Source organism: Candidatus Tectomicrobia bacterium (assembly GCA_016192135.1).
Taxonomy (GTDB): domain Bacteria; phylum UBA8248; class UBA8248; order UBA8248; family UBA8248; genus 2-12-FULL-69-37.
Genome location: JACPUR010000024.1, coordinates 1 through 22,662 on the forward strand (window position 1 = coordinate 1; position 22,662 = coordinate 22,662).

Consider the following 22,662-nt stretch of genomic DNA (forward strand, 5'->3'; position numbering starts at 1 on the left):
AATCCCTGGAGCGCGCGGTGCCGCCCCTCGCGCAGGCGGTACGCACCTTCCGGGAGCTCGCGGGGCGCGCCGGGCCTGGGCGGGTGCGCTGGCGCTACGACCCCATCTACCTCTCGCGGGAGACGGACGCGGCCTTCCACCGGCGGAACTTCGCCCGGATCGCCGATGCGCTCGCGGGCGCGACCGGGGAGTGCATCGCCAGCTTCGCCGACATGTATGGGAAGGTGAGGCGCAACGCGGCGAGGCTCCCGGAGGGCCTCCGGCCGGAGGAGGGGACGCTCGAGGAGCGCAAGGCCCTCCTGGACGAGCTGGCGGAAATGGCCGGGGAGCGTGGCATGAGGCTCCTCGCCTGCTGCGAGGACGCCCTGGTGGGAGGCCCCGCCGGCAAGGCGCGCTGCGTGGACCCCGATCTTCTGGACCGCCTCGCGCCCCTGGGCGGGGGCCGGCTGCCGCTCCGCCCCACCCGGGAGGAGTGCGGCTGCGCCGCCTCGCGCGACATCGGGGCCTACGACACCTGCCCGCACGGCTGCGTCTACTGCTACGCCAACGCCAGCCCCGAGGCGGCGCTGGCGCGCTACCGGGCCCGGGACGCCGCGCTGGCCTGGCTGGGATAGGGGAGGCGGTCTCCCGCGTCTGTAGGGGCGGTCCCCCTGTGGCCGCCCCGGGGGCAGGCACGGGGGCCTGCCCCTACAGACGTTTCGTGGCCCCATCCGGCTGACAACCCCCGGCGAATCCGCTAGAGTTCGCACCACCGGATGATGTGAATCCCGTCATGAACAGGAGAGCGCGCATGGCCCAGGAGATCCAGACGAAGGGCGTCGAGTACCTCCACGCGAAGGACGGCCGCACCCTCGCGCTGGTCATCCGCGGCGACTTCGACGACTACGCGGCCTTCCCGCCCTACCTCGACACCCCCGAGGAGCGGGCCCACCTGGCGGCGGCCTACCAGGGCGCCGACCCCGAGACCGAGCGGCGCACCAAGGCCCACATGACGGCGGACGAGCTCCCGCTCCAGATCGTGCTCTTGAACCGCAACCCGGGCGCGGTGGTGAAGCCGCACTACCACCTCGTCACCGAGCGGCCCTCGAACACCACCCGGCACCAGATCATGATCTGCCGCTCGGGCCGGATGCGGATCAACATCTTCTCGAAGGAGGGGGACAAGGCGGGCAGCGTGGTCCTCGAGCCAGGCGACCTCGTGCTCATGTACGAGGGCCACTCCATCGAGTTCCTCCTGCCGAACACGAAGGCCATCGAGATCAAGGAAGGGCCCTTCCCGATCACGGACGAGGCGGACAAGGTGGAGTACAAGTAGGGGGGGGCGAAGACCGATTCGGTACGTAGGGGCTCAGGGCGGGTTCCGCGAAGATGTCATCCTGAGCGCAGCGAAGGATATCGGTTTGGTTTTTGAACAAAGGCAAAGCCACACCGATATCCTTCGGTCGCCCTCTTTTCCGGGTGGCGGTGCCCGCCACCGCCAGGCGGCGAGCCGCCTGGGCGGGCTCCCTCAGGATGACAGGGGCGCGCCGGTTGGGACGACAAAAAGGGCCGGGCCCGATGGGGCCCGGCCTTGGTATTTGCGAGACGGGAAGGCGCCGGCGGCGTGCAGGGGCGGTTCGCGAACCGCCCCTACGGACAAATTGGCCGCTATCGGTTTTCCCCTTCCAATTTCGGAATGGACGGCGCGGTACGGCCGCCGTTCCCCCTATTTCTTCGCCCCCAGCTTCTGGGCCGCCTCCTCGGCGCTCTTGAGGTAGAGGGCCTGGAGCTCGGGCGTGGGGGCGGTGGGGCTCTGGTAGCGGCCGAGATAGCGCTGGCCGTCGGACCAGATCTCGCGCACGGCGAGGACGGAGTCGAGGGTGCCGTCGCTGCCCCGGTCGATGAACTCGTAGTAGAAGCGGCTCGACTGGTTGGTGGCCGAGGCGAAGTGGACCTCGTCCTTGTGGTAGAGGGACTCGAAGGGTTTGGGCGCCGGCACCTGCAGGCGGAGGTCGCGCGAGCCCAGGATGGAGTCGTGCGCCCGGATCACGTACCGGCTGCTGTTCGCCTGCCGCTCGAAGGTGTAGACGCTCCCGGCCAGGGTGGGCTTCTGGCCCCCCATGGCCAGCGCGGCGAGCCGCCCCGGGACGCCGGTGTTCATCTCCTTGGCGAAGTTGTTGGAGACGGCGTAGACGAACAGCAGCACCACCGCCGCGGCGAGCCCGACCAGCGCGGGCGAGCGGCGGGCCTTGGCCTCTCCGGCGCCGCGGGCGGCCGCCACGTCCTCCCGGAGCACGGCGAGGGGCTTATACATCTCCTCGGGGGAGAGGACGAGGGGCTCGGGCTTGGGCTCGGGCTTCGGCTCGGCCTTCTTGGCGGGGGTCTTCGCGGGAGCCCCCGCGGCGGAGGCCCCTGCGGCCGCGGCCGGGGCGGCGGCGGGGGCCGCGCCCAGGTTGGCGAACCAGTCGCGGTTGATGGCCGCGTACTTCTGCCACTGGCCCGGCAGATCGCCCTCGGCGAAGATGGCCTCGACCGGGCAAGCCGGGACGCAGGCCGCGCAGTCGATGCACTCGGCGGGGTCGATGTAGAGCTGCTTTTCGGCGCTGAAGCTGCCCTTGGAGCCGCCCTCGTAGGGGTGGATGCAGTCCACCGGGCAGGCCTTCACGCAGGCCGTGTCCTTGGTGCCGATGCAGGGCTCGGCGATGACGTGTGACATCTGGAGCGGTTCCTCCAATCGCGGTGTTCTGGCCGATGGCGGGGGCGGGACGCGGCGAACGCTGCCGGACCACTCTTTTTCCTTCGCCCCATGCTAGCACAAGGAGGCCCCGCAGGCGCAAGCGGGGGAGGATGCCGCAGAGATGGGACGGATTTGAAACGACAAAAGCCCGCTGACCAACCGAAATCCGTAGGGGCGAACCTCGTGTTCGCCCCCTTCGCCCGAAACGGCGGGCGATGACAAGCATCGCCCCTACAGAATCATTCAGCCACCCACATCCCCAGGGCCGGCCCTGCAAGAAACCCAGGCGCCCCCTACATCTACCCGCCCGTCAGCTTCTTGAGCAGGTTCTCGGCCTCCTTGAAGTGGGGGTCGAGGACCATCGCCCGGCGCAGGGAGCCCACGGACTGCTGGATCTCGCCGTTCTCGGCCAGGGCCAGGGCCAGGTTGTAGAAGATGACGGGGTCGTTCTTGGCGACGACGAGGGCCTTGCGGTAGTTCTCGATCGCCTCCTTGAACTTCTTCTGGCGGCGGAAGGCGATGCCGAGGCGGTTGAAGTAGTGGACGTTCTCGGGGTCGGCCTCGAGGGCGAAGGCGTATTCCGCCTCGGCCATGTCGGCCCGCCCGATGGAGAGGAAGAACTCGGCCGCGGCGGCGCTGCGGGCGGCGTCGCTCGCCTCGTTGGAGAGGGCCTTGTGGAGGGCGATGCGGGCCTCGTCCTCGTTGCCCTTCTCGAGGAGCGCCTTGCTGATGCGGAACTGCCGGTCCCGGTTGCGGGGGCTGATCTGGGAGGCCTTCCGGAGGAGCTCGAAGGCCTCGTCTTTCTTGCCTTCCTTCTCGAGCATGGTGGAGAGGTTGTCGTAGGCCTTGGCGCAGTCGTCGTCCACCTTGGTGGCCTCCTTGTAGGCCGTCTTCGCCTTCTCCTCCTTGCCCATCTCCTCGTAGAGCTCGCCCGATTTGACCCACACGCGCGAGGCGTCGGGCTTCTTCTGCTGGGCGGTCTGGAGCTCCGCCTCGGCCTCGTCGAAGGCGCCGATGTCGGTGAAGGCCGCCGCCCGGGCGAGGGCGATGTTGGGCTCCATCATGTCGGCGCGGCTCTTGCCGATCTCCTTGATTTTGGTCTCGATCTCCTGCTGGTTGACCGGCTTGACGAGGAGGCCGTCCACGTCGTTCTCGCTGGCCTCGGCGATGTCTTCGGGCTCCATCTGGCCCTTACGGCTCATCAGGAGGAAAGCGATGGGATGGAGGATGGGGCTCTGGCGGACGAAGTAGAGGAGCTGGACCCCGTTGATCTCGGGCGCCTTCCAGTCGCAGAGGACGAAGTCCACCGGCTGGCGGATGAGGATCTCCTTCGCCTCCTCGTCCGTCGTGGCGTTCAGGACGGCGCCGGCGCCGAGGCCCTTGAGCATCCCCACGATGGCCCGGCGGAGGTCGTTTTGGCCCTCGACCACCAGGAACCGCAGGTTCTGGGACGCCGAATCAGCATTCATGCCCGGCCTCCCGCCCATCGCAATGTGAGCCAAATCACAATTTTCATGGGGAGCATGAATCAGACCAGCCTCTGACTGACCTCGCGCGGGCGTTCCAGCCTAACCCTTGCCTCTGACGCAATTCTGGTGCCCATTAAACGGGGATTTTACCGATATTTATCTCTATTTTCCATTATTTTTTGTGAGGTATGGCGTCCGGGGCGGTGTCCCGGGGGTTTCGGGGGCCGGGGGCTTGCCGGGACCTCTGGGCCATGCTAGCGTGCGCCCCGCTCCCGGCCCGGAAAAATCGGCCCAAAACCCGGGTTTTCCTTGAATTTGCTGCCCTTTGCCCCTTTTGAGGAGCCACATGTCCGTCATCACCGTCGAGCGCGCCGAGCGGCTGAAGCGCCTGCCCCCCTATCTTTTCGCCATGATCGACAAAATGAAGCGCAAGGCCATTGAGGCGGGGATGGACATCATCAGCCTAGGCGTGGGGGACCCCGACCTCCCCACCCCCGGCCACATCATCTCGGAGCTCGACCAGGCCGCCCGGCGCCCCGCGAACCACCAGTACCCCTCCTACGAGGGGATGCTCAGCTTCCGCAAGGGCTGCGCCGACTGGTACGGCAAGCGCTTCGGGGTCCAGCTCGACCCCAGGACGGAGGTGCTCTCCCTCATCGGCTCCAAGGAGGGCATCGCCCACATCTCGCTCGCCTTCACCAACCCCGGCGACTACGCCCTGGTGCCCGACCCGGCCTACCCGGTGTACGAGATCGGCACCTACTTCGCCGACGGCAGGCCCCACTTCATGCCGCTCAGGGAGGAGCGAGGCTTCCTCCCCGACCTCGGCGCCGTGCCCACGGATGTCGCGAAGAAGGCCAAGCTCATCTTCATCAACTACCCGAACAACCCCACCGCCGCCTGCGCCGAGGTCGGCTTCTACCGCGAGGTGGTCGAGTTCGCGAAGAGCCACGACCTCATCGTGTGCAGCGACAACGCCTACTCCGAGATGTCCTTCGACGGCTACGAGCCCATGAGCTTCCTGAACGCCGAGGGCGCGAAGGACGTGGGCGTCGAGTTCCACTCTTGCTCCAAGACCTACAACATGACGGGCTGGCGCATCGGCTTCGCCGTCGGCAACGCCGACGTCCTCGCCGGGCTGGGCGCCATCAAGACCAACGTGGACTCGGGCGTCTTCCAGGCCGTCCAGGAGGCGGGCCTGAAGGCCCTGACCGCCGACCAGTCCTGCGTCGCCGCGATGCGCAAGACCTACCAGCGCCGCCGCGACGTGATGCTGGAGGGCCTCGCGGAGCTCGGCCTCCGGGCGAACAGGCCCAAGGCCACCTTCTACGTGTGGGTGAAGTGCCCCGAGGGCTACACCTCCATGGAGTTCACGGCTCACCTCCTCAAGACCTGCGGCGTGGTCACCACCCCGGGCGTGGGCTTCGGGAAGTCCGGCGAGGGCTTCGTCCGCATGGCCCTGACCGTGGAGGAGCCGCGCCTGCGCGAGGCCATCTCCCGCATCAAGAAGGCCGGTTTCCGGCGGTGACGGCCTATGTCTCCCTGGGGGCGAACCTCGGGGAGCCCGGGCGCCAGCTTCGGGAGGCGGTGGATCGGCTCGCGCGGGAGCCGGGCGTGCGCCTCGCCGCCCTCTCCTCCCTCTACCGCACCGATCCGGTGGGGCCGGTCCCCCAGCCCGCGTACCTCAACGCCGCGGCCGCGGTGGAGACCTCCCTCCCGCCCCGCGAGACGCTGGAGGCGCTCCTCCGGGTCGAGCGCGCGATGGGCCGGGAGCGCCGCCTGCGCTGGGGCCCCCGCACCATCGACCTCGACCTCCTGCTTCACGGGGGCGCGGTGGTGGAGGAGCCCGGGCTGAGCCTCCCCCATCCCCGCATGCACGAGCGCCGCTTCGTCCTCGCCCCCCTGGCCGAGATCGCGCCGGGTGCGGTGCACCCCGTCCTCGGCAAGACCATCGCCGGACTCCTCGCGGCGCTGGGGGAGGGCCCGGGCGTCGAGCGGATGGAGGAAAGGGGGTGGGCGGGGATTCGATTGGATACGTAGGGGCGGCCCCCTGTGGCCGCCCTCTGAGGGGGAGGCGCAAGGGCCTGCCCCTGCGGATGAATCTGTCTGGGTTGCTTTTGAGTGCGTTCAATTGAACGCCTCTACGGGCAACAATGGCGGGTGATATTGTAGGGGCGTATTGCAATACGCCCCTACTCTCGCTGCGAAGGATGCGCCGCCCATGCCCATGGATGATCGGGCTACCCCTCAAAAAGTCCTGCTGGCGTGGTCCAGCGGCAAGGACAGCGCCTGGGCCCTTCACTGCCTGAGGCGGGAGCCGGGCGTCGAGGTGGCCGGGCTCCTTACCACGCTCAACGCCGCCTTCGGCCGGGTCGCCATGCACGCCGTGCGGCGGGAGGTGCTGGAGCGGCAGATGGAAGCCGCCGGCGTTCCGCCCTGGCTCGTGGAGATTCCCTACCCGTGCAGCAACGCCCAGTACGAAGAGGCCATGGGCGGGGCGGTGCGCCGCGCCCGCGAGATGGGCATCTCGGCCGTGGCCTTCGGCGACCTGTTCTTGCGCGACATCCGGGACTACCGCGAAAGGCAGCTGGCCGGCTCGGGCGTCGAGGCGCTCTTCCCCCTCTGGCTGAAGGACACGGCCGCGCTCGCGCGGGCCATGCTGGCCGCCGGGCTGAAGGCCCGGGTGGTCTGCGTGGACCCGAAGGCGCTCGACCCCTCCTTCGCGGGCCGGGAATGGGACGAGGCCTTCCTCCGGGAGCTTCCGGCGGGCGCCGATCCCTGCGGCGAGAACGGGGAGTTCCACACCTTCGTCTATGACGGCCCCATGTTCTCGCGCCCCGTGGCCGTGAGGACGGGCGAAGTCGTGGAACGGGACGGATTCGTGTTCGCCGACCTCCTGCCGGGCTAGGCCCTTTTGGACCTTGGGGCCGTCCCGCCTGAGGCCTTCCCTTGTTTTCGCCCCGGAAACCCTGCAAAATAAGGGGGATAGACGTTCTCCCCCGCCCAGGCTCCTCGGGCGGGGATTCCGCCGCCTGCGGTCCGGAATCTCGCCCATGCGCCTCATCGAGTCCCCCAGCGAAATGCGGGAGGCGGCCGAAGCCCTCCGCCTCTCCCGCGCGCCCGTGGGCCTTGTGCCCACCATGGGGGCGCTGCACGAGGGCCACCGGAGCCTCATCCGCCGGGCGGCGGGAGAATGCGGGGCGGCCGTGGTGAGCCTCTTCGTGAACCCCGCCCAGTTCGGCCCGGGCGAGGACTTCGCCCGCTACCCGCGCTCGCTCGAGGCCGATCTCCGGATGTGCCGGGAGGAGGGCGCCGTAGCCGTCTACCGTCCCTCCGCCGAGGCCGTGTACCCCGGATGCTTCTCTACCTGGGTGGAGGTCCCCGCCCTGGCGGAGGGCCTCTGCGGCCCGCACCGCCCGGGCCACTTCCGGGGCGTGGCCACCGTCGTCCTCAAGCTCTTCGCGGCCTGCCGGCCCCACCGCGCCTACTTCGGCGAGAAGGACTACCAGCAGCTCGTCCTCATCCGGCGCATGGAGCGCGACCTCGACCTGGGGGTCGAGGTCGTGGGCTGCCCCACCGTGCGCGAGGCGGACGGGCTGGCCCTGAGCAGCCGCAACGCCTACCTGAGCGCGGAAGAGCGCCTCCGCGCCCTCTCCCTCATCCGGGGGCTGCGCAAGGCGGAGGCCCTGCTCGCGGAAGGCGAGCGCGCGAGCGCCCGGCTCGCCCAGGCGGCCTGCGGGGAGCTGGACCGGGCCGGGGCGCGGGTGGACTACGTGGAGGTGGTCCACCCGGCTACCCTCAAGCCCGTCGAGCGGGTGGAGGGCGAGGCCCGCATCGCCGTGGCCGCCTGGATCGGCGGGACGCGCCTCATCGACAACATCCCGCTGAGGGCCGCGCCGTGAGGCTCTCCGCGGGCCTCGGCCTCGCCGCAGGGGTGCTCTGGCTCGCCCTCGCCTCCGGCTCGTCCTCCGCCGCGCCGGGCAAGGAGACGCCCCCCGAGGTGCTCCACTTCGGCCTGAGCGCCTTCCGCGACGGGCTCTACGATCCCGCCATCGAGGCCTTCCGCGGCTACATCGCCCGCTGGCCCGCCGGCCAGGGCGCCGCCTCGGCGCGCTACTACCTCGCGGAGGCCTACCGCCGGCGCGGGAAGCCCGCCGAGGCCCTCGCGGCCTACCAGGAGTTCGCCGCGCGGCACCCGCGGGACGCGCGGGTTCCCGAGGCCCGGCTCATGATGGGCGAGCTCCTGGAGAAGAAGGGGGACCGCGCCGGGGCCCTCCAGGCCTACGCCTCGATCAAGGAGGGCCCGCTGCGCCCGGAGGCCCTCCATCGCACGGCCGCGCTCCACGTCGCGGCGGGGGAATGGATGGGGGCGGCCCGGGCCCTGGGCGAGTTCCGGCGGCTCGCGCCCCGGGACCCGCGCCAGGAGGCCGCCGCCTACGACCACGCCCTGGCCCTGGACCGCGCCGGGCGGCCCGAGGAGGCCGAGGCGGCCATCCGCGAGGTCCTCGAGAAACATCCGCACAACCCGCGCGCCACGGAGTTCCGCCGCCGGCACGGCTTCATCCTCCTGGGGCTCGGGCGACCCGAGGCGGCGGAGCGGGCCTTCGAGGCGCTCTTCCGGGCCGCGCCCAGCGAGCGCCACCGCGCCGACGTGCGCCTCGGGCACGCGGCGAGCCTCATGGGGCAGAAGAAGCACCGCCAGGCGGCGGGCGTCTTCGAGGGCGTGCTGGCCTTCTCGCCCTCGGCCGGGGAGCGCCGCACCGCCGAGCGGGGGGCGGCCGCCGCGTGGTGGGAGGCGGGGGAGTTCGCCCGCGCCGCCTCGGCCTACCGCCGCATGGCCGCCTCCTCGGGCAAGGAGGCGCTGCCCCGCTACATCGCCAGCCTGGACCGCGCCGGGCAGTGCGGGGGCGAGAAGGGCCGCGAGTCGCTGCGCTACGTCCTGGGCGCGCTGGAGCGGGGGGCCGATCTCGCGCCCCCCGACCGGCTGCGGCTCGGGGACTGCCTGGCGAAGGCCGGGATGGACGGCGAGGCCGCCGCCCAGTGGGAAGCGCTCGTGAAGGCCGCCCCCGCCTCGGAGGAGGGCCTGTGGGCCGCCCTGCGGCGGGCGGGGCTGCTCGAGCGCGGGGGGAAGCCGAAGGAGGCGATGGCCGCCTACGCCGCCCTCGCCGAGGCCGCGCAGGGCTTCAAGGGAGAGAAGGAGAAGGCGGCCGAGCCGCTGCGCCAGGCCGCCCTCCGGGGGGCCTTCCTCCACTACGGGGCGGACGACTGCGCGGGCGCCCTCGGGCTCCTCAAGTCCCTCCCGCGCGACGCGGTGCCGGAGGAGTCCCGGGCCGAGCTGGCATCGCTCCGGGCCGAGTGCGCCTTCCGGGCGAAGCGCTGGGAGGAGGCCGAGGTGTACTACGAGCAGGTCCTCCTCGGGGCGCGCCGGCCCGAGCTGGCCGCGCGGGCGCGGCTCCAGCTCGCCGCCGCGGCCGAGGCCAAGGGGGACCGGAAGCTCGCCATCCGGCGCGTGAAAGAGGCCCTGCCGCTCCTTCCGCCCGAGGCGGCGCGCGAGGCCCGGCTGGCGGGGGCGCGGCTGCTGCGCGGGGAGGGGGACCCGCAGGGGGCGCGGGAGATGCTCCTCCCCTTCGCGGAGGACGAGAAGGGCGACCCGGAGCGCAGGCGCGAGGCCTGGCTCTTCCTGGCCCGCGAGGCCGCCGGGCGCGAGGACTGGAAGGAGGCGGACCGGGCCCTGACCCGCTGGCGGGGGCTCTCGCCCGCCGATCGGTCCGAGGGGCTGGGGATCGAGGCCAAGGTCCGCTGGCGCGAGGGCCGCTGCCCCGAGGCGTCCGAGGCGGCCCGCCAGGCGCTGGCCGGGCCGGGGGACAATCCGGAGCGGGGCGAGCTGCGGCGCATCGTCGCCGCCTGCCTGCTGAGGGAGGGGAAGTTCGCCGAGGCGGTGCCCGCCCTCGAGGAAGTGACCCGCCTGGAGCCCCAGGCGCCGGACGCGGCCTTCGAGCTGGCCCAGGCCCTGGACCGGGCGGGGGAGGCCCGGAGGGCGGAGGCCGCTTACGCGGACTACCTCGATCGCTTCCGGGGGGAGGGGCGGTGGCAGCGGGCCGCGCTGCGCCTGGGCTACCTCCGGCTCGCGGAGGGCCGGGAGGGGGAGGCCCTGGAGGCCTTCCGGCTGGCGGCCGGGGCCGAGGCCCCCGAGGTCCGCGGCCCGGCCCGCTACGAGGTGGCGAGGAGCCTCGAGGCCTCGAAGCCCAAGGCGGCCCTCGATGCCTATGAGAAGCTCGTGGCGGAGGGCACGATCGAGGCGGAGTGGCGGCGCAACGCGGCCTGGCGGGCGGCGGCGCTCCGGGAGCGGGCGGGGGAGTGGAAGGAGGCGCTCGCGCTCTACCGGAGGCTCGCGCAGGAGAAGGCGGGCGGCGAGGGCGAGAGCCGCCAGGCGCACGCCCGGGCCGAGCGGATCGAGGCCTACCTCAAGCAGGCCGAGGAGCGCGAGGAGAAGATGCGGACCCGGGAGCCGCTCTTCCGGTGAGAGAGAGGGTGGGGATGCGCGCGGGATGGTTGGGCATAGGGCCTGTGTTCCCATCTGTAGGGGCGAGGCATGCCTCGCCCCTACGAACAGGTCAGGGCATGATCTGTCTGTGCGCCCTCCTCGCCGCGCTCTTGCTCGCCGCCCCCCCGGCGTGGGCCGGGCCGGCCGCCAAGAAAGGCGCCCCCCCCGCCGAGTCGCGCCTCTCGCTCTCCCTGCCCGAGGTGGTGATCGAGGTCCCGGACGTCGAGCAGCTCGTCGCCCAGCGGGTGCGCCCGGTCCCCCCGGAGCGGCTGGGGGTGCGGCTGCCGGACGTCCTCCTGGACGGCGAGATACCTCCGATGACGCTCCCGGAGCGGCCCCTCCCCGCCGAGCGCGAGCCCGACCCCGAGCTCACCCGGGCCTGGGGCGGCCTCTCCCGCGCCTTCGGGAGCAACGAGAAGATCTTCGAGACCGGCCTCGCCTACTGGAAGAAGAGCGCCCCCGTCGAGGCGCTGCGCTTCTTCGAGGAGGCGGCGCAGAAGACCCGCGAGCCGCGCCTCAAGGCGGCCTCCCTCTTCTGGGCCGGGGAGGCGGCGCTGCGCCTCGGCCGGAAGGAGGAGGCCCGGCGGCACCGCGAGGCGGCGCTCCGCGTCCAGGGGGCCGAGCCGTACCCCTCGACGGCGCGCTACGCCATCGCGGAGGAGCAGTGCCAGGGGGGGGACCTGCGCGGCTGCCTCGCCACCCTGGACGGCGGGCGGTGGCGGCCCGGGTCGCTCGCCTCGGAGGAGGGGCGCCTCCTCCGGGCCTGGGCGCACGAGCGGCTCGGGGCCCGGCCCCAGGCGCGCGGCGCCCTGCGGGAGCTGGCCGGGGAGTCCGGGCCCTTCGCCACGCGGGCGCTCGTGGTGCTGGGCCACTGGGACCGGCGGGAGGGCGACTTCCGCCGAGCGGCGGACCGCTACGCCCAGGCGGAGGCCTCGGGCCCCCCGCGCGGGGAGGCGCAGGCGGCGCTCCTGGGCGAGGCGCTCCACGGGCTGGGCTGGGCGCGCCTGCGGCTGGAGCGGCCGAGGGAAGCGGCCGACGCCTTCGCGCTCTTCCTCCGGCGCCACCCGAAGCACCCCCTCCTGCGCTCGGCCGAGGCGGGGGCGCTCGCCGCCCGCATCGAGGCCGCCGGCAAGGGCGCGGCCAAGGAGCTCGCCTCAGTCCTCGACGCCTTCCTCAAGAGGCATCCGGGCAGCCCCGAGGCGGGGCCGCTCCGGCTCCAGCTCGCCTGGTGGCTCTTCCGGCGCGAGAGCTACGCCGAGGCGGGCCGGCGTGCCGCCGCGGTGAGCGACGCCTATCCGCTGGGGCGCACCTACCGGCTCGCCCGGGTGATCGAGGGGCTCTCGCTCTACCACCAGGGGGAGGCGGGCCGGGCCTACGGGGTCCTGCGCCTCGGGGCCGAGCGCCCGCCCGCCGAGGGCCAGGACCCGGCCGAGCGGGCCGCCGCGCGCTCGGCGGCCATGGCCACGGCCTTCGCCGCCTTCCGGCTGCGGGACTTCTCCGGGGCGCAGGCCATCCTCGCCGAGTGGGCGTTCGGGAAGGACCCGCGCCGCGCCGCCGACGCCGAGGCGGCGCTCTGGCACGGGGAGGCCGCCTTCGAGGCGGGAGGCCTGGACGCCGCGCGCCGCGCCTTCGCGGCCATCCCCCGCGAGCACGGCCTTTACCTCCGCGGGCAGGCGGGCCTCGCCTGGGTCCACTACCGCCGGAAGGAGTGGGGGGCGGCGGCGGCCGTCTTCGACCAGCTCATCGAGAGAAGCCCCGAGGGGCCGCTCGCCGCCGAGGCGCTCGCCCGGGCGGGGGAGGCCCGCTACAACCTGGGCGACTTCCAGGGGGCCATCGCGGCCTTCGAGCGCGTCGAGCAGGGCCACGCGGGGCGCGAGGTGGCGGCCGAGGCCGTCCTCCAGAAGGGGAAGCTCCTCTTCCGCAGGGGGCGCATGGACGAGGCGGAGGCGGCTTTCCGCCACTTCCTCGGCCGGTTCCCGCGCAGCCCGGCCGCGCCCGAGGTCGAGTACTGGTCCGCCCTCGTGCCCTTCCAGCGCGGGGAATTCGGGACGGCGCGCGAGCGCCTGCTCGAGTTCGCCGGGCGCCGGAAGGACTCCCCCCTGGCCGGCGACGCCTACCTGCGGGCCGCCGACGCCAGCTACAACGAGGGCAACTACCTCCAGGCCGACCGCCTCTACCGGCTCGTGATGGCCCGGTTCCCCGACCACCCCCGCTACCGCGAGGCCTCCTACGGGCTCCTGCTCACCCGGCTCCAGCGCGAGGAGTTCGACGCCTTCCTGAAGGAGGGGCGCGCCTTCGCGGACCGCTTCCCGTCCTCCCCGCTGAGCATCGCGCTCCTGTTCCAGGTGGGGGAGGTGAACCTCACGCGCGGGAACATGGAGGAGGCCCTGCGCGCCTACCGCGAGGTGGCGGCCCGTTACCCCGAGGACGAGCTGGCCGCCCACGCCGTGCTGCGCATCGGGGGCATCCACCGGCGCCGCCAGAACGTCGACGCCGCCCTGGACGCCTACGAAACCCTCATCGTCCGCTACGCCGGCAGCCGCCTCAGGCCGGACGCCCTCTTCGCGGCGGGCGAGACCCTCGCCGGCATCGGCCGCTGCGCCGAGGCCAAGCGGCGCTTCGAGGAGTTCCTCTCCAAGCACCCGCGGCACGACTTCTCGCTCCTGGCCCGCTTCGAGCTGGGCCGCTGCGAGGCCCGGCTGGGGAACGAGCGGGCGGCGGCGGAGCACATGCAGGCGGTTGCGGGCTCGGAGGAGGCCGGGGGCATCCGCGCCCAGGCGGGGCTCCTGCTCGCGGCGCTCCGGGCCAAGGCGGGCGATCTCGACGGGGCGGACCGTGCCCTCCAGACCGCGCTCGGCTCGGACGACCCGGCCGTGGCGGCCGAGGCCCTCTTCAGCCGGGCGGACCTCATGGCCCGGCGGGGCGACCCCTCGGCCGCCTCGGAATTCCTCAAGTTGACCTACCGCTACCCGGAGCAGAGAATATGGGCGGCGCGCGCCCTCGCGCGCGCCGGCGAGATGTACGAGAAGGCCGGGAACCAAGCCACCGCCCTCCGGATCTTCCAGAAGATGCGCGAGACCGCTCCCCCCGGGGAGCTGCGCCAGGCCGCGGAGGAAGCGGTGCGGCGCCTGAGCCAGGCGCCCGCCGCGCGGCGCTGAACGCGAAGGCAATAATCCGCCGAGGAGAAATCCGGAGCCCGTTGGCCGGGATCGCGTAGCGCGATGGCAATCCCCCCCCTCCCAAAGGGAGAGTGGGGAGGCCCGGACCCTCCCAGGGCGAGCTTCGCAGGGTTCCACGCTGGCAGACGGCTTGTCCGCCCATCCACCGGCGTACGCGAAAGGGGCAGGGGATGCTCGAATTCCTGATGAAGGGGGGGATCCTGATGATCCCTCTCGGCATCTGCTCGATCCTCGCCCTGGCCATCATCCTCGAGCGCGCCTACAACCTGCGCTTACCGCGCGTCATTCCGGCGGATCTCATTCAGCAGGCGCGGCACCTGCTCGCGGAGGACCAGGTCGAGGAGGCCGTGCTCCTCTGCCGGCGCCACGCCTCGCCCATCGCGCGCATCATGCTGGCCGCCATCTCGAACTACGACCGGGAGAAGGAGGAGCTCAAGGAGATCGTCGAGGACGCGGGGCGCCAGGAGGTGCCCGTGCTGGACCGCTACCTGGGCGTGCTGGGCACCATCGCCGCCGTCTCGCCCCTGCTGGGCATCACCGGCACCGTCTTCGGCATGATCCGCACCTTCGCCACCATCAGCGAGAAGGGGGTGGCGCACCCCAGCCAGCTCGCGGGCGGCATCTACGAGGCGCTCATCACCACCGCGGCGGGCCTCGTGATCGCCATCCCGTCGCTCATCTTCTACAACTACTACGCCGCCCAGTCCGACCGCCTGGTCCTCGAGCTCGAGAAGCAGGCCTACCGCGTCCTCGAGATTCTCAAGCGCTGAGGAGGGGACGATGAGATTCCGCGAGCTGCGCCGCGTGCAGGCGGAGCCGGGGATGACGGCCCTCATCGACACCGTCTTCCTGCTCCTGCTCTTCTTCGCCCTGAGCTCCTCGTTCGTCATGCAGGTCGGCATCAGCGTGAACCTCCCCCGCACCGTCTCGTCCGAGACCGCCGTGCGCAAGGACGTCATCGTCGTCGTCGCCCGCGACGGCCGCATCTTCGTGAACAACGAGGAGGTGCCCTTCGACTCGCTGTGGGGCCGCCTCATCGAGGAGCTGCGCGTCCAGCCCGAGGGCGCCCTCATCCTCCGCGCCGACCGCGACGTGCCCCACGGCCAGGTCGTGCGCGTCATGGACGTGGCCAAGCAGGCGGGCGCCGGCCGCATCGCCATCGCCACCGAGCCCGCCCGGAAGGACGAGATTCCGGGCCGCCCCGCGCCGCCCGCCGAACCGAAGAGATGAGCCTGTCGCTGCTCTACTCGCTCCTCGCCTCGTTGCTCCTCCACGCCTTCCTGCTCGTGTTCGGGCCGGCCGTGGGCCCCCTGGAGGTCGAGCCCCCGCCCGCCGTCGAGGTGGAGCTCGTCCGCCGCCAGGTGCCGATCCCCGAGGCCCTGCAGCTCAAGCCCCTGCCCCCCGTGCCCCTGCCCGAGCCGCTCGACCTGGGCCGCCTCCTGAGCGAGGACCGCGCGAAGACGGGCCTCCCGGACCCCTCGCTCGAAACCCCGCTCTCCACGCGCCCCCCGGGGGAGCCCCCCGAGAGCAAGCCCTCGGGTCCCCCCAAGCTCGAGATGCCCCGGATCGCGCCCCCGCCCGACCCCCTGGCCATGCGGCCCCCCGCCGCCGGCGAGGTGCTCGAGGACGTGCTCCAGGGCGCCCCCCGGCCCGCCCCCTCCAAGCCCGCCGGGGAACACCGCCCGCCCGCCTCCGAGAAGGAGGAGGCGGCCCGCATCGAGGAGGAGATCGCCCGCCTCCTTCCCATGATCGAGCGCCAGGAGGCCGCCCGGCCCCCCATCCGGGGCCCCGCCGCGAGCCGCCGCGTCGTCTTCCAGCCCCCGCCGCCCCAGGTCGCGGGCCTGGACGAGACGGCCGACATCATCCTGCGCTTCTGGGTGCTGCCCGACGGAACGGTGGGCCGCGTCATCCCCATCCGCAAGGGGAGCGCCCGGCTCGAGGGCATCGCCACCACCCATCTCAAGCGCTGGCGCTTCACCCCTCTCCCCTCGCACGAGGCGCCGCGCGAGGAGTGGGGCATCGTCGCCTTCCGGTTCCGGGTGCGGTGAGATCGGGTATCATCGAACGCGCGGAAAGATAGGCGTGCGGACGCCCCTACGGACATTGCCGGCGGTGATGTGTATCCGCAGGGGCGTATTGCAATAGCCCCTACATGACGCAACGCCCGCACGCCGATCATGACGTAGGGGCGGCCCCCGTGCCTGCCCCGGTGGAAAGGCGGCCGCGGAGAGCCAACCCTGCCGGTATGGCGGGCGGCGGGGTTCCGGGGAGGAGAGGGGCGGTGCCGATGAAACCTTCCGTCTTTGCCCTCGTGGCGGCCCTGATCCTCCCGGCCCTCCCGGCCGCGGCCCGCGCCGCGGAGAAGGAACACCCGGGCGAGCGGCGGGTGCGCGAGCTGAACTGCGCCGCCTGCCACCCGATCGGGCCCGCGCCCCCGGCCCGCCCCGCCCCCCAGGTGGGGCCTCCCCTCCATCGGGCGGGCCTCCGCCTCCAGCCGGACTGGCTCAAGGGCTTCCTCGCCCGCCCCGCCAAGCTCCGGCCCGCGGAGCCGGCCCGGATGCCCGACTTCCGCCTGGCCGCCTGGGAGATCGAGGCCCTCGCCGCCCATCTCCAGGGCCTCCAGGAGCCCTGGGAGGAGGGCGCGCCCCCATCGGGGGCCTCCTTCGGCGCCCTCTACCGGGGCCTCCCGCCCGGGGACGCGAAGCGGGGGCGGGCCGCCTTCGAGCGGAACGAGTGCGCCAAGTGCCATCCCGATCCGGAGGGCAAGCTCCCCCCGCCCGGGGAACGCAAGGCCTGGGGCCCCGACCTGCGGGAGATGAGCCGCAAGCTCACCCGCGAGGGGCTGGCCGCCGTCCTCTTCGACCCCGCCCAGGCGCGGCCGGGCTCCGCGATGCCGAGCTTCTTCTACGACCAGGGGGAACCCCTCGACCCGGACGCCCCGCGGCAAATCGCCGACCTCGCCGCCTACCTCGCCTCCCTCGCGGGGCCCCCGCCCCGGGTGCTCGACCTGACCTCGGGGGGAGCCTCCCCCGGGACGCGGGAACGGGGCCGGCGGCTGGCCCTCCAGCTCAACTGCGCGGGCTGCCACGCGGGGACGGGCCTCGACCCCCGCCGCCCGGCCCAGGTGGCGCCTCCCCTGGGCTACCGGAACGCCCCCCGCACCTACACCCGGGAGATGGTCGCCGGCTGGCTCCAGCGCCCGGCCACCATCCCCATGCACGAGCGGATGATGGGCTTCGGCCGCATGCCCACCTTCGGCCTCTCCCGGGAGGAGGCCTGCCGGATCGCGGACTGGCTCTTCACCCTGGACAGGGCCGGCGGGGGGATGGGGGGCGGCATGACGATGATGAGCCAGGGGGGCGGGGTGAAATGCTGACCGGCGCGGGTTCGTTCGCAGGGGCGGATTTCAAACCCATCCCTGCGGACGAGGTCGGCGGGGATGTTCGTCCGTAGGGGCGACCGGCCGGTCGCCCCTACAGATGGGTTCGGCGGTGATGTGCGTTTGTAGGGGCCCCTACGGACACCCGGCGGTGACGCAGGGGCGTATTGCCATGCGCCCCTGCGGGTTGAATGTCCGTCGCGGATCGCACCCGTGGGGGCGGCCCCCCGTGGCCGCCCTTCGGCAAAGGGACAGGCTGTGTGGATGGGGCAGGCACGGGGGCCTGCCCCTACCGATGCATGCGGGGATGTCCGCCCGCCCAAGGAGACCCTCATGCCCGGCCTGTTCTACGAGGACCTGACGGAGGGCCGCGCCTGGGTCACCCCGGAGCGCGCCCTGGGCGAGGCCGAGGTCATGGCCTTCGCCGAGCTCTCGGGCGACCGCACCCACCTCCACACCGACGCGGAAGCGGCGGCGCGCGGGCCTTTTGGCGAGCGCATCGCCCACGGCCTGCTGGGGCTCTCGGCCCTCTCGGGCCTGATGATGGGGATGGGCTTCCTCGAGGGCACGGTCGAGGCCTTCCTGGGGCTCGAGTGGCGCTTCACGGGGCCCATCCGCTTCGGGGACCGGGTGAGGGGGGAGATCGCGGTCAAGGCGAAGCGCCTCAGCCGCAAGGGCCAGGGCCTCGTCACCTTCGGGCTGAAGATGAAAAATCAGAAGGATGAAGTGGTGCAGGAGGGCGAGTTTACGCTGATGGTAGCGAGGCGGGAGGGGGAGCCCCGCCCGTCATTCTGAGGGAGCCCGCCCAGGCGGCTCGCCGCTTGGGGACCCGGAAAAGAGGGCGACCGAAGAATCCGTTTTTCTTCGATGATAGGCCGAAAAGCAGAAGCAGATCCTTCGCTGCGCTCAGGATGACATCCTCATAATATCTCCTAAGCCTGGAGTTGCCTCTCCGGCGAAATAATTATAATTTTAGTTATAAGGAGGGACGCGCCATGCCCAGCACCAGGACGAAGGCCGCCAAGCCGAAAGCCGCGAAGCGGAAGGCCAAGAAAGCCTCGCCCGCCCGGAAGGACACCGTGAAGCTCCGGAAGGTGGGGGGCTCCCTGGGGGTGATCCTCCCCAAAGAGGCGCTCGACGCCCTGAATCTCAAGGAGGGCGACGAGATGTTCCTCCACAGCACGCCCGAGGGGGTGAAGCTGACGCCGTACGATCCGACCTTTGCCGAGGTCATGGAGTCCACTCACGACTACATGCGCCGCCACCGGAACGCCCTGCGCGAGCTGGCGAAGTGAAGGCCGAGCCCAGGTGGCTCACCGTCGCAATAGTTAAGGACGTCCATGAGGCGCAACTCCGCCTCTTCGGAGGTTCGTTCGGGATACGCGACGCGGGCCTTCTGGAAAGCGCCGTGGAGCGCCCGAAGCATCTCTTTCACTACGGCGAGAACCCGTCGCTTTTCGACCTGGCTGCTACCCTTTGCATGGGTCTGGTCAAGAATCACCCCTTTGTGGACGGCAACAAGCGTGCCGCCCTGCTGAGCGCCCGCGCCTTCCTCTACATCAACGGCCAGGTATTCGAGCCGGAGGAGGTGGACGAGGTGCGCATCATGCTGGCCGCCGCGGCGGGCGGGGCGGACGAGGCGCTCCTGGCCCGCTGGTTCAAGGATTTCTCGAAGCGCCGCCGCTGATATCCTCGCCCCCGCCAAGACGGCAGCCATTCTTTCCTCTCCCCCCCCAAAAAATCCCCCCGTGCATGAAATTGCTGTCATTTGCCGCGATTTGCGGTAACGGACTTTTCCCCTCCAGGCCCTAGATTGCCTCCGGGCGGGCGAGCGCGCGCCCGCGCGGAGGGAGGATTGCGCATGGGAGGAGAGCGTTTGAGGGGCCGTCGCGGGAATTGAGGGGAAAAGCCCATCAAAAGATGGAGGCGCGGCCGGCCGTCGCCGGAGGAGGAAGTAACGGTTAGTAACGGATAATAAGGGATAAAGCCCATCAAAAAAGGGTTGGGCGTGGCCTGACCAGTCCCCTTACCCTCCGACGATGGCCGGGAAGACGGAGAGCTCGGCGCCCTCCCGGAGGGGGGCGTCCGGGGTGGCGTGGCGGCCGTCGAGGAGGATGACGTAGGCCTCCTCGTGGGGGATCTGAAAGCGGTCGAGGACGTCCGCGACCCGGGCGCCCGGGGGCAGGCCGAGGGAGTGGGCGCCCTCCTCGTCCACCTCGGGGGGCATCTTGCCGGCGAAGTCGGCGTAGAGGCGGAGCCGGATGTTCATGGGTCCTTTCCCGGAGCGGCGCGGCCCGCCGTGGGCGCGGCCGAGCGGGCGGCGGCGAGGGCGGCGTCCATCACTTCCTTGAGGGGGGCGCCCGAGGCCTCGGCCAGGCGGCGGCAGTCCTCGAACTCGGGGGCGAGGTTCACGATCTCTCCCTCCCAGCGCGCCCGCTTGACCCGCGCCCGGCCCCAGGGGAGGTCCACCTCGATCCAGTCGCGCTCCGCGGTCGAGCGCTCGGCGGCGCGGTGGCGCACCCCCAGGGTGGTGGTTTCGCGGAAGAGCATCCGGGTCAGCTCCTCGCGGCGCTCGGGGGGGCAGAGCAGCGTCAGCAGGTGGGCGGGCCGGCCCTTCTTGCCCACGGTGGGGACGGCGAAGGCGTCGAGCGCCCCCAGCGCCAGGGCCCGCTCGATGACGTGGGGGAAGAGCTCGGGCCGCATGTCGTCGAGGTTGGCCTCCAGGATGGAGACGACGGAGGGCGGGGCGTCCCCGGACGCCGCTTGGCCGGCCTGGGAGGCCTCGCCCAAAAAGGCGCGGACGAGGTTGGGGAGGGCGGCGTCCCGTTCCCCGGAGCCGTACCCCACGGCCGCGACCTTCATGGCGGGCATGGGGCCGAACGAGGCGGCGCTCTCGGCCAGGAGGAGCGCCCCGGTCGGGGTGAGCACCTCGCCCTCCAGGCCGTTGTCGAAGACGGGGATCCCCTCCAGGAGCTTGGCCGTGGCGGGGGCGGGGACGGGCATCCGCCCGTGGGCCGCGTGGACGTAGCCCCGGCCCACCGGAAGGGGGGAGGCCGTCACCCGCTCGACGCTCAGGAGCTCCAGGGCCAGGAAGTAGCCCGCGATGTCCACGATGGAGTCCTCGGCCCCCACCTCGTGGAAGTGGATGGACTCGACGGGGACGCCGTGGATGCCCGCTTCGACCTCCCCCAGCCGCCGGAAGGCCTTGAGGGCGCGCTCCCGGGGCCGGGGGGGCAGGGAGGACTGGCGGATGAGGCGCTCGATCTCGGTGAGGGAGCGGCCGTGGCTGTGCCCGTGGCCTTGGTGCTCATGCCCGTGCCCGTGATGGGAGTGATCATGAGGGCGCTCCACGTGCACCCGGAACTGGGAGGCGGAGACGCCTCGCTTCACCACCCGGCCGAGCGAGAGCCGAACACCCTCCAGCCCCAGGGACTGGAGCGGCCCCTCCAGGGAGGCGAGGGGGAGCCCCAGGTCGAGCAGGGCGCCGAGGAGCATGTCCCCCGCGACCCCGGCGAAGCAGTCGAAGTGGAGGGCTCTCATCTCTTGGCCGCCAGGCGGTTGATGAGGTGGGCCTGGCAGCCGGCGCCGAAGCCGTTGTCGATGTTCACCACCGAGAGCCCGGCCGCGCAGGAGGTGAGCATCGCGAAAAGCGCCGTCAGCCCGCCCAGGCTCGCGCCGTACCCGATGGAGGTGGGGACGGCGATCACCGGCACGTCCACCAGCCCGGCCACCACCGATGGCAGCGCCCCCTCCATCCCGGCCACGACGACGATGGCGTTCGCCTCGCGCAGCGCCGGGAGATCGGCGAGCAGGCGGTGGAGCCCGGCCACCCCGGCGTCGTAGATGCGCTCGGCGCGGGAGCCCAGCGTCTCGGCGGTGACGGCGGCCTCCTCGGCGACCGGGAGGTCGGAGGTCCCGGCGCAGACGACGGCCACGAGCCCCACGGAGGCCGGGGGCTCGGGCGAGGGGAGGACGGCGATGCGGGCCGCCTCGTGGTGGACCGTCTCGGGGAAAATCTCGCGGAGGGCGCGGACGTGCTCATCCTTCGCCCGGGTCAGGAGGACGGGAGAGCCCTTGGCCCGGAGGCTCCGGGCGATCTCGGCCACCTGGGCGGCCGTCTTCCCGGCCCCGAAGATGACCTCGGGGAAGCCGTTGCGGAGGGCGCGGTGGTGATCGACGCGGGTGTGGCCCAGGTCCTCGAAGGGGAGGTCGCGCAGCCGCTCGGCGGCCTCCTGGGGGCTTATGGCCCCCTCGCGCACCTGCTCCAGGAGAGCCTGGATCCGGCCGGGGTTCACGGGAGGACGGGGAGGCCGTTCCGCCCCCGGAGGACCTCGTTCATGCTCCCGGAGCGGAAGCCCTCCAGGTCGAGGGCGACGTAGGTGAAGCCCGCCGCCTTGACGCGCCGCGCGGCCTCCTCCGCGAGCCCCCGGGCGAAGAGGGCGGGAATCTCCTCCCTGGGGATCTCGATCCGGGCGATGGTGCCGTGATGCCGCACCCGGAGCTGGCGGAAGCCCAGCTCGCGGAGCGAGGCCTCGGCCCGCTCCACCTGGGCGATCTTCTCGGGGGTGATGCGGTCCCCGTAGGGGAACCGGCTGGAGAGGCAGGCCTGGGCGGGCTTGTCCCAGGTGGGGAGGCCGAGCTCCCGCGAGAGGTGGCGGATCTCGGCCTTGGTGAAGCCGGCCTCCATCAGGGGGCTGCGTACCTCGCGCTCGCGGGCGGCCCGCATGCCGGGGCGGTGGTCCCCCAGGTCGTCGGCGTTCGAGCCGTCGGCGATGACCGGGAGGCCCTCCTCGTCGGCCACCCGGCGGAGGACGCCGTAGAGCTCGTCCTTGCAGAAGTAGCAGCGGTTCGGCGGGTTGTTGCCGAAGGAGGGGTCGCTGATCTCCTCGGTGTCCACGATGCGGTGGCGGATGCCGATGCGGCGGGCGAGCTCGGCCGACTCCTCCAGCTCGGCCCGGGCCAGGGTGACGGATCTCCCGGTGACGGCCAGGGCGCGGGGGCCCAGCACCCGGTGGGCCACGCAGGCGAGGAGGGTGCTGTCCGCCCCGGCCGAGAAGGCGACGAGCACGCCTCCCGCTTCGCGGAGGATGCCCTCGAGCCTGCGGGTTTTCTCTTCCAGATGGGCCGATTCCAAGCCGATTTCCTCCCTTGCCCGGGCATTTTATCTTGGGCGCCGCGGGGGAGCAATGAGGCCGTTCCCGGGGGCCGTCCGTTGAAACGCCTTGTGATAGACTTGCGGCCCTTCGGCGGGGAGGCCGCCCGACCGAAATGTTCATTCTGTAGGGGCAATTGGCTGTCGCCCCTACGGACGAATTGATCCACTTCCCCCTCTCCCTCCGGGAGAGGGGCGGCAGCCACGAAACGATATTTGCTTG

General features: G+C 72.2%; 20 protein-coding genes and 1 pseudogene. 15 read left to right on the forward strand and 6 right to left on the reverse strand.

Going from position 1 to position 22,662, the window contains the following annotated elements; all coding sequences use genetic code 11:
* Positions 1-614 (forward strand): DUF1848 family protein (locus HYZ11_10965; protein MBI3128115.1); only part of this gene is annotated, 614 nt, incomplete at its 5' end.
* A gap of 176 nt (positions 615-790) precedes the next feature.
* Complete coding sequence (locus HYZ11_10970) at positions 791-1,315, forward strand: hypothetical protein (protein MBI3128116.1); 525 nt, start codon at positions 791-793, stop codon at positions 1,313-1,315.
* Between the two features lie 1,146 nt (positions 1,316-2,461).
* Here the strand turns inward: HYZ11_10970 and HYZ11_10975 are convergent.
* Positions 2,462-2,695, reverse strand: a pseudogene (locus tag HYZ11_10975) (4Fe-4S binding protein).
* 320 nt (positions 2,696-3,015) lie between these two features.
* Positions 3,016-4,185: a tetratricopeptide repeat protein gene (locus tag HYZ11_10980; GenBank protein MBI3128117.1), complete on the reverse strand. Its 1,170-nt coding sequence runs from the start codon at positions 4,183-4,185 to the stop codon at positions 3,016-3,018.
* A 346-nt stretch (positions 4,186-4,531) separates the two neighbouring features.
* Between HYZ11_10980 and HYZ11_10985 the strand changes: the two genes are divergently transcribed.
* The 13 genes from HYZ11_10985 to HYZ11_11045 all read left to right on the forward strand — a co-directional run bounded on the left by HYZ11_10985 (position 4,532) and on the right by HYZ11_11045 (position 18,974).
* Complete coding sequence (locus HYZ11_10985) at positions 4,532-5,713, forward strand: LL-diaminopimelate aminotransferase (protein ID MBI3128118.1); 1,182 nt, start codon at positions 4,532-4,534, stop codon at positions 5,711-5,713.
* Entirely contained in the window at positions 5,710-6,225 is a 516-nt protein-coding gene (gene folK / locus HYZ11_10990) for a 2-amino-4-hydroxy-6-hydroxymethyldihydropteridine diphosphokinase (protein ID MBI3128119.1), read from the forward strand. The genes HYZ11_10985 and folK overlap by 4 nt, the downstream gene beginning before the upstream one ends.
* A gap of 187 nt (positions 6,226-6,412) precedes the next feature.
* Entirely contained in the window at positions 6,413-7,093 is a 681-nt protein-coding gene (locus tag HYZ11_10995; GenBank protein MBI3128120.1) for an adenine nucleotide alpha hydrolase, read from the forward strand.
* A 145-nt stretch (positions 7,094-7,238) separates the two neighbouring features.
* Positions 7,239-8,087 carry a pantoate--beta-alanine ligase gene (locus tag HYZ11_11000; GenBank protein MBI3128121.1) on the forward strand — a complete coding sequence of 283 codons (849 nt, stop codon included), beginning with the start codon at positions 7,239-7,241 and terminating at the stop codon, positions 8,085-8,087.
* Positions 8,084-10,708, forward strand: coding sequence for a tetratricopeptide repeat protein (locus HYZ11_11005; GenBank protein ID MBI3128122.1), 2,625 nt, complete (start codon positions 8,084-8,086; stop codon positions 10,706-10,708). The genes HYZ11_11000 and HYZ11_11005 overlap by 4 nt, the downstream gene beginning before the upstream one ends.
* A gap of 98 nt (positions 10,709-10,806) precedes the next feature.
* Positions 10,807-13,887: a tetratricopeptide repeat protein gene (locus tag HYZ11_11010; protein MBI3128123.1), complete on the forward strand. Its 3,081-nt coding sequence runs from the start codon at positions 10,807-10,809 to the stop codon at positions 13,885-13,887.
* Between the two features lie 191 nt (positions 13,888-14,078).
* Entirely contained in the window at positions 14,079-14,678 is a 600-nt protein-coding gene (locus HYZ11_11015; GenBank protein ID MBI3128124.1) for a MotA/TolQ/ExbB proton channel family protein, read from the forward strand.
* A gap of 10 nt (positions 14,679-14,688) precedes the next feature.
* Positions 14,689-15,138: a biopolymer transporter ExbD gene (locus HYZ11_11020; protein ID MBI3128125.1), complete on the forward strand. Its 450-nt coding sequence runs from the start codon at positions 14,689-14,691 to the stop codon at positions 15,136-15,138.
* Positions 15,135-15,956: a hypothetical protein gene (locus HYZ11_11025; protein ID MBI3128126.1), complete on the forward strand. Its 822-nt coding sequence runs from the start codon at positions 15,135-15,137 to the stop codon at positions 15,954-15,956. Before HYZ11_11020 ends, HYZ11_11025 begins: the two co-directional genes overlap by 4 nt.
* A 233-nt stretch (positions 15,957-16,189) precedes the next feature.
* Positions 16,190-17,284 carry a c-type cytochrome gene (locus HYZ11_11030; GenBank protein MBI3128127.1) on the forward strand — a complete coding sequence of 365 codons (1,095 nt, stop codon included), beginning with the start codon at positions 16,190-16,192 and terminating at the stop codon, positions 17,282-17,284.
* A gap of 336 nt (positions 17,285-17,620) precedes the next feature.
* A complete protein-coding gene (locus HYZ11_11035) occupies positions 17,621-18,082 on the forward strand; it encodes a dehydratase (GenBank protein ID MBI3128128.1) in 462 nt (153 codons plus the stop codon).
* Between the two features lie 200 nt (positions 18,083-18,282).
* Positions 18,283-18,582, forward strand: a complete 300-nt coding sequence (locus tag HYZ11_11040; protein ID MBI3128129.1) for an AbrB/MazE/SpoVT family DNA-binding domain-containing protein — start codon at positions 18,283-18,285, stop codon at positions 18,580-18,582.
* On the forward strand, positions 18,579-18,974 hold the full coding sequence (locus HYZ11_11045; protein ID MBI3128130.1) for a type II toxin-antitoxin system death-on-curing family toxin: 396 nt from the start codon (positions 18,579-18,581) through the stop codon (positions 18,972-18,974). Before HYZ11_11040 ends, HYZ11_11045 begins: the two co-directional genes overlap by 4 nt.
* 339 nt (positions 18,975-19,313) lie before the next feature.
* Here the strand turns inward: HYZ11_11045 and HYZ11_11050 are convergent, their stop codons facing one another.
* From HYZ11_11050 to larE, 4 genes are read right to left on the reverse strand one after another with little or no spacing between them, the layout of a single operon-like run.
* Entirely contained in the window at positions 19,314-19,556 is a 243-nt protein-coding gene (locus HYZ11_11050; protein ID MBI3128131.1) for a MoaD/ThiS family protein, read from the reverse strand.
* Positions 19,553-20,827, reverse strand: a complete 1,275-nt coding sequence (gene larC / locus HYZ11_11055) for a nickel pincer cofactor biosynthesis protein LarC (GenBank protein ID MBI3128132.1) — start codon at positions 20,825-20,827, stop codon at positions 19,553-19,555. Before larC ends, HYZ11_11050 begins: the two co-directional genes overlap by 4 nt.
* Positions 20,824-21,582 (reverse strand): nickel pincer cofactor biosynthesis protein LarB, encoded by a 759-nt coding sequence (gene larB / locus HYZ11_11060; GenBank protein ID MBI3128133.1) that lies wholly within the window; start codon positions 21,580-21,582, stop codon positions 20,824-20,826. Before larB ends, larC begins: the two co-directional genes overlap by 4 nt.
* The gene (gene larE, locus HYZ11_11065; GenBank protein MBI3128134.1) at positions 21,579-22,406 is read right to left on the reverse strand and encodes an ATP-dependent sacrificial sulfur transferase LarE; all 828 of its coding nucleotides are present in this window, start codon (positions 22,404-22,406) and stop codon (positions 21,579-21,581) included. Before larE ends, larB begins: the two co-directional genes overlap by 4 nt.
* Between the last annotated feature and the right edge of the window lie 256 nt (positions 22,407-22,662).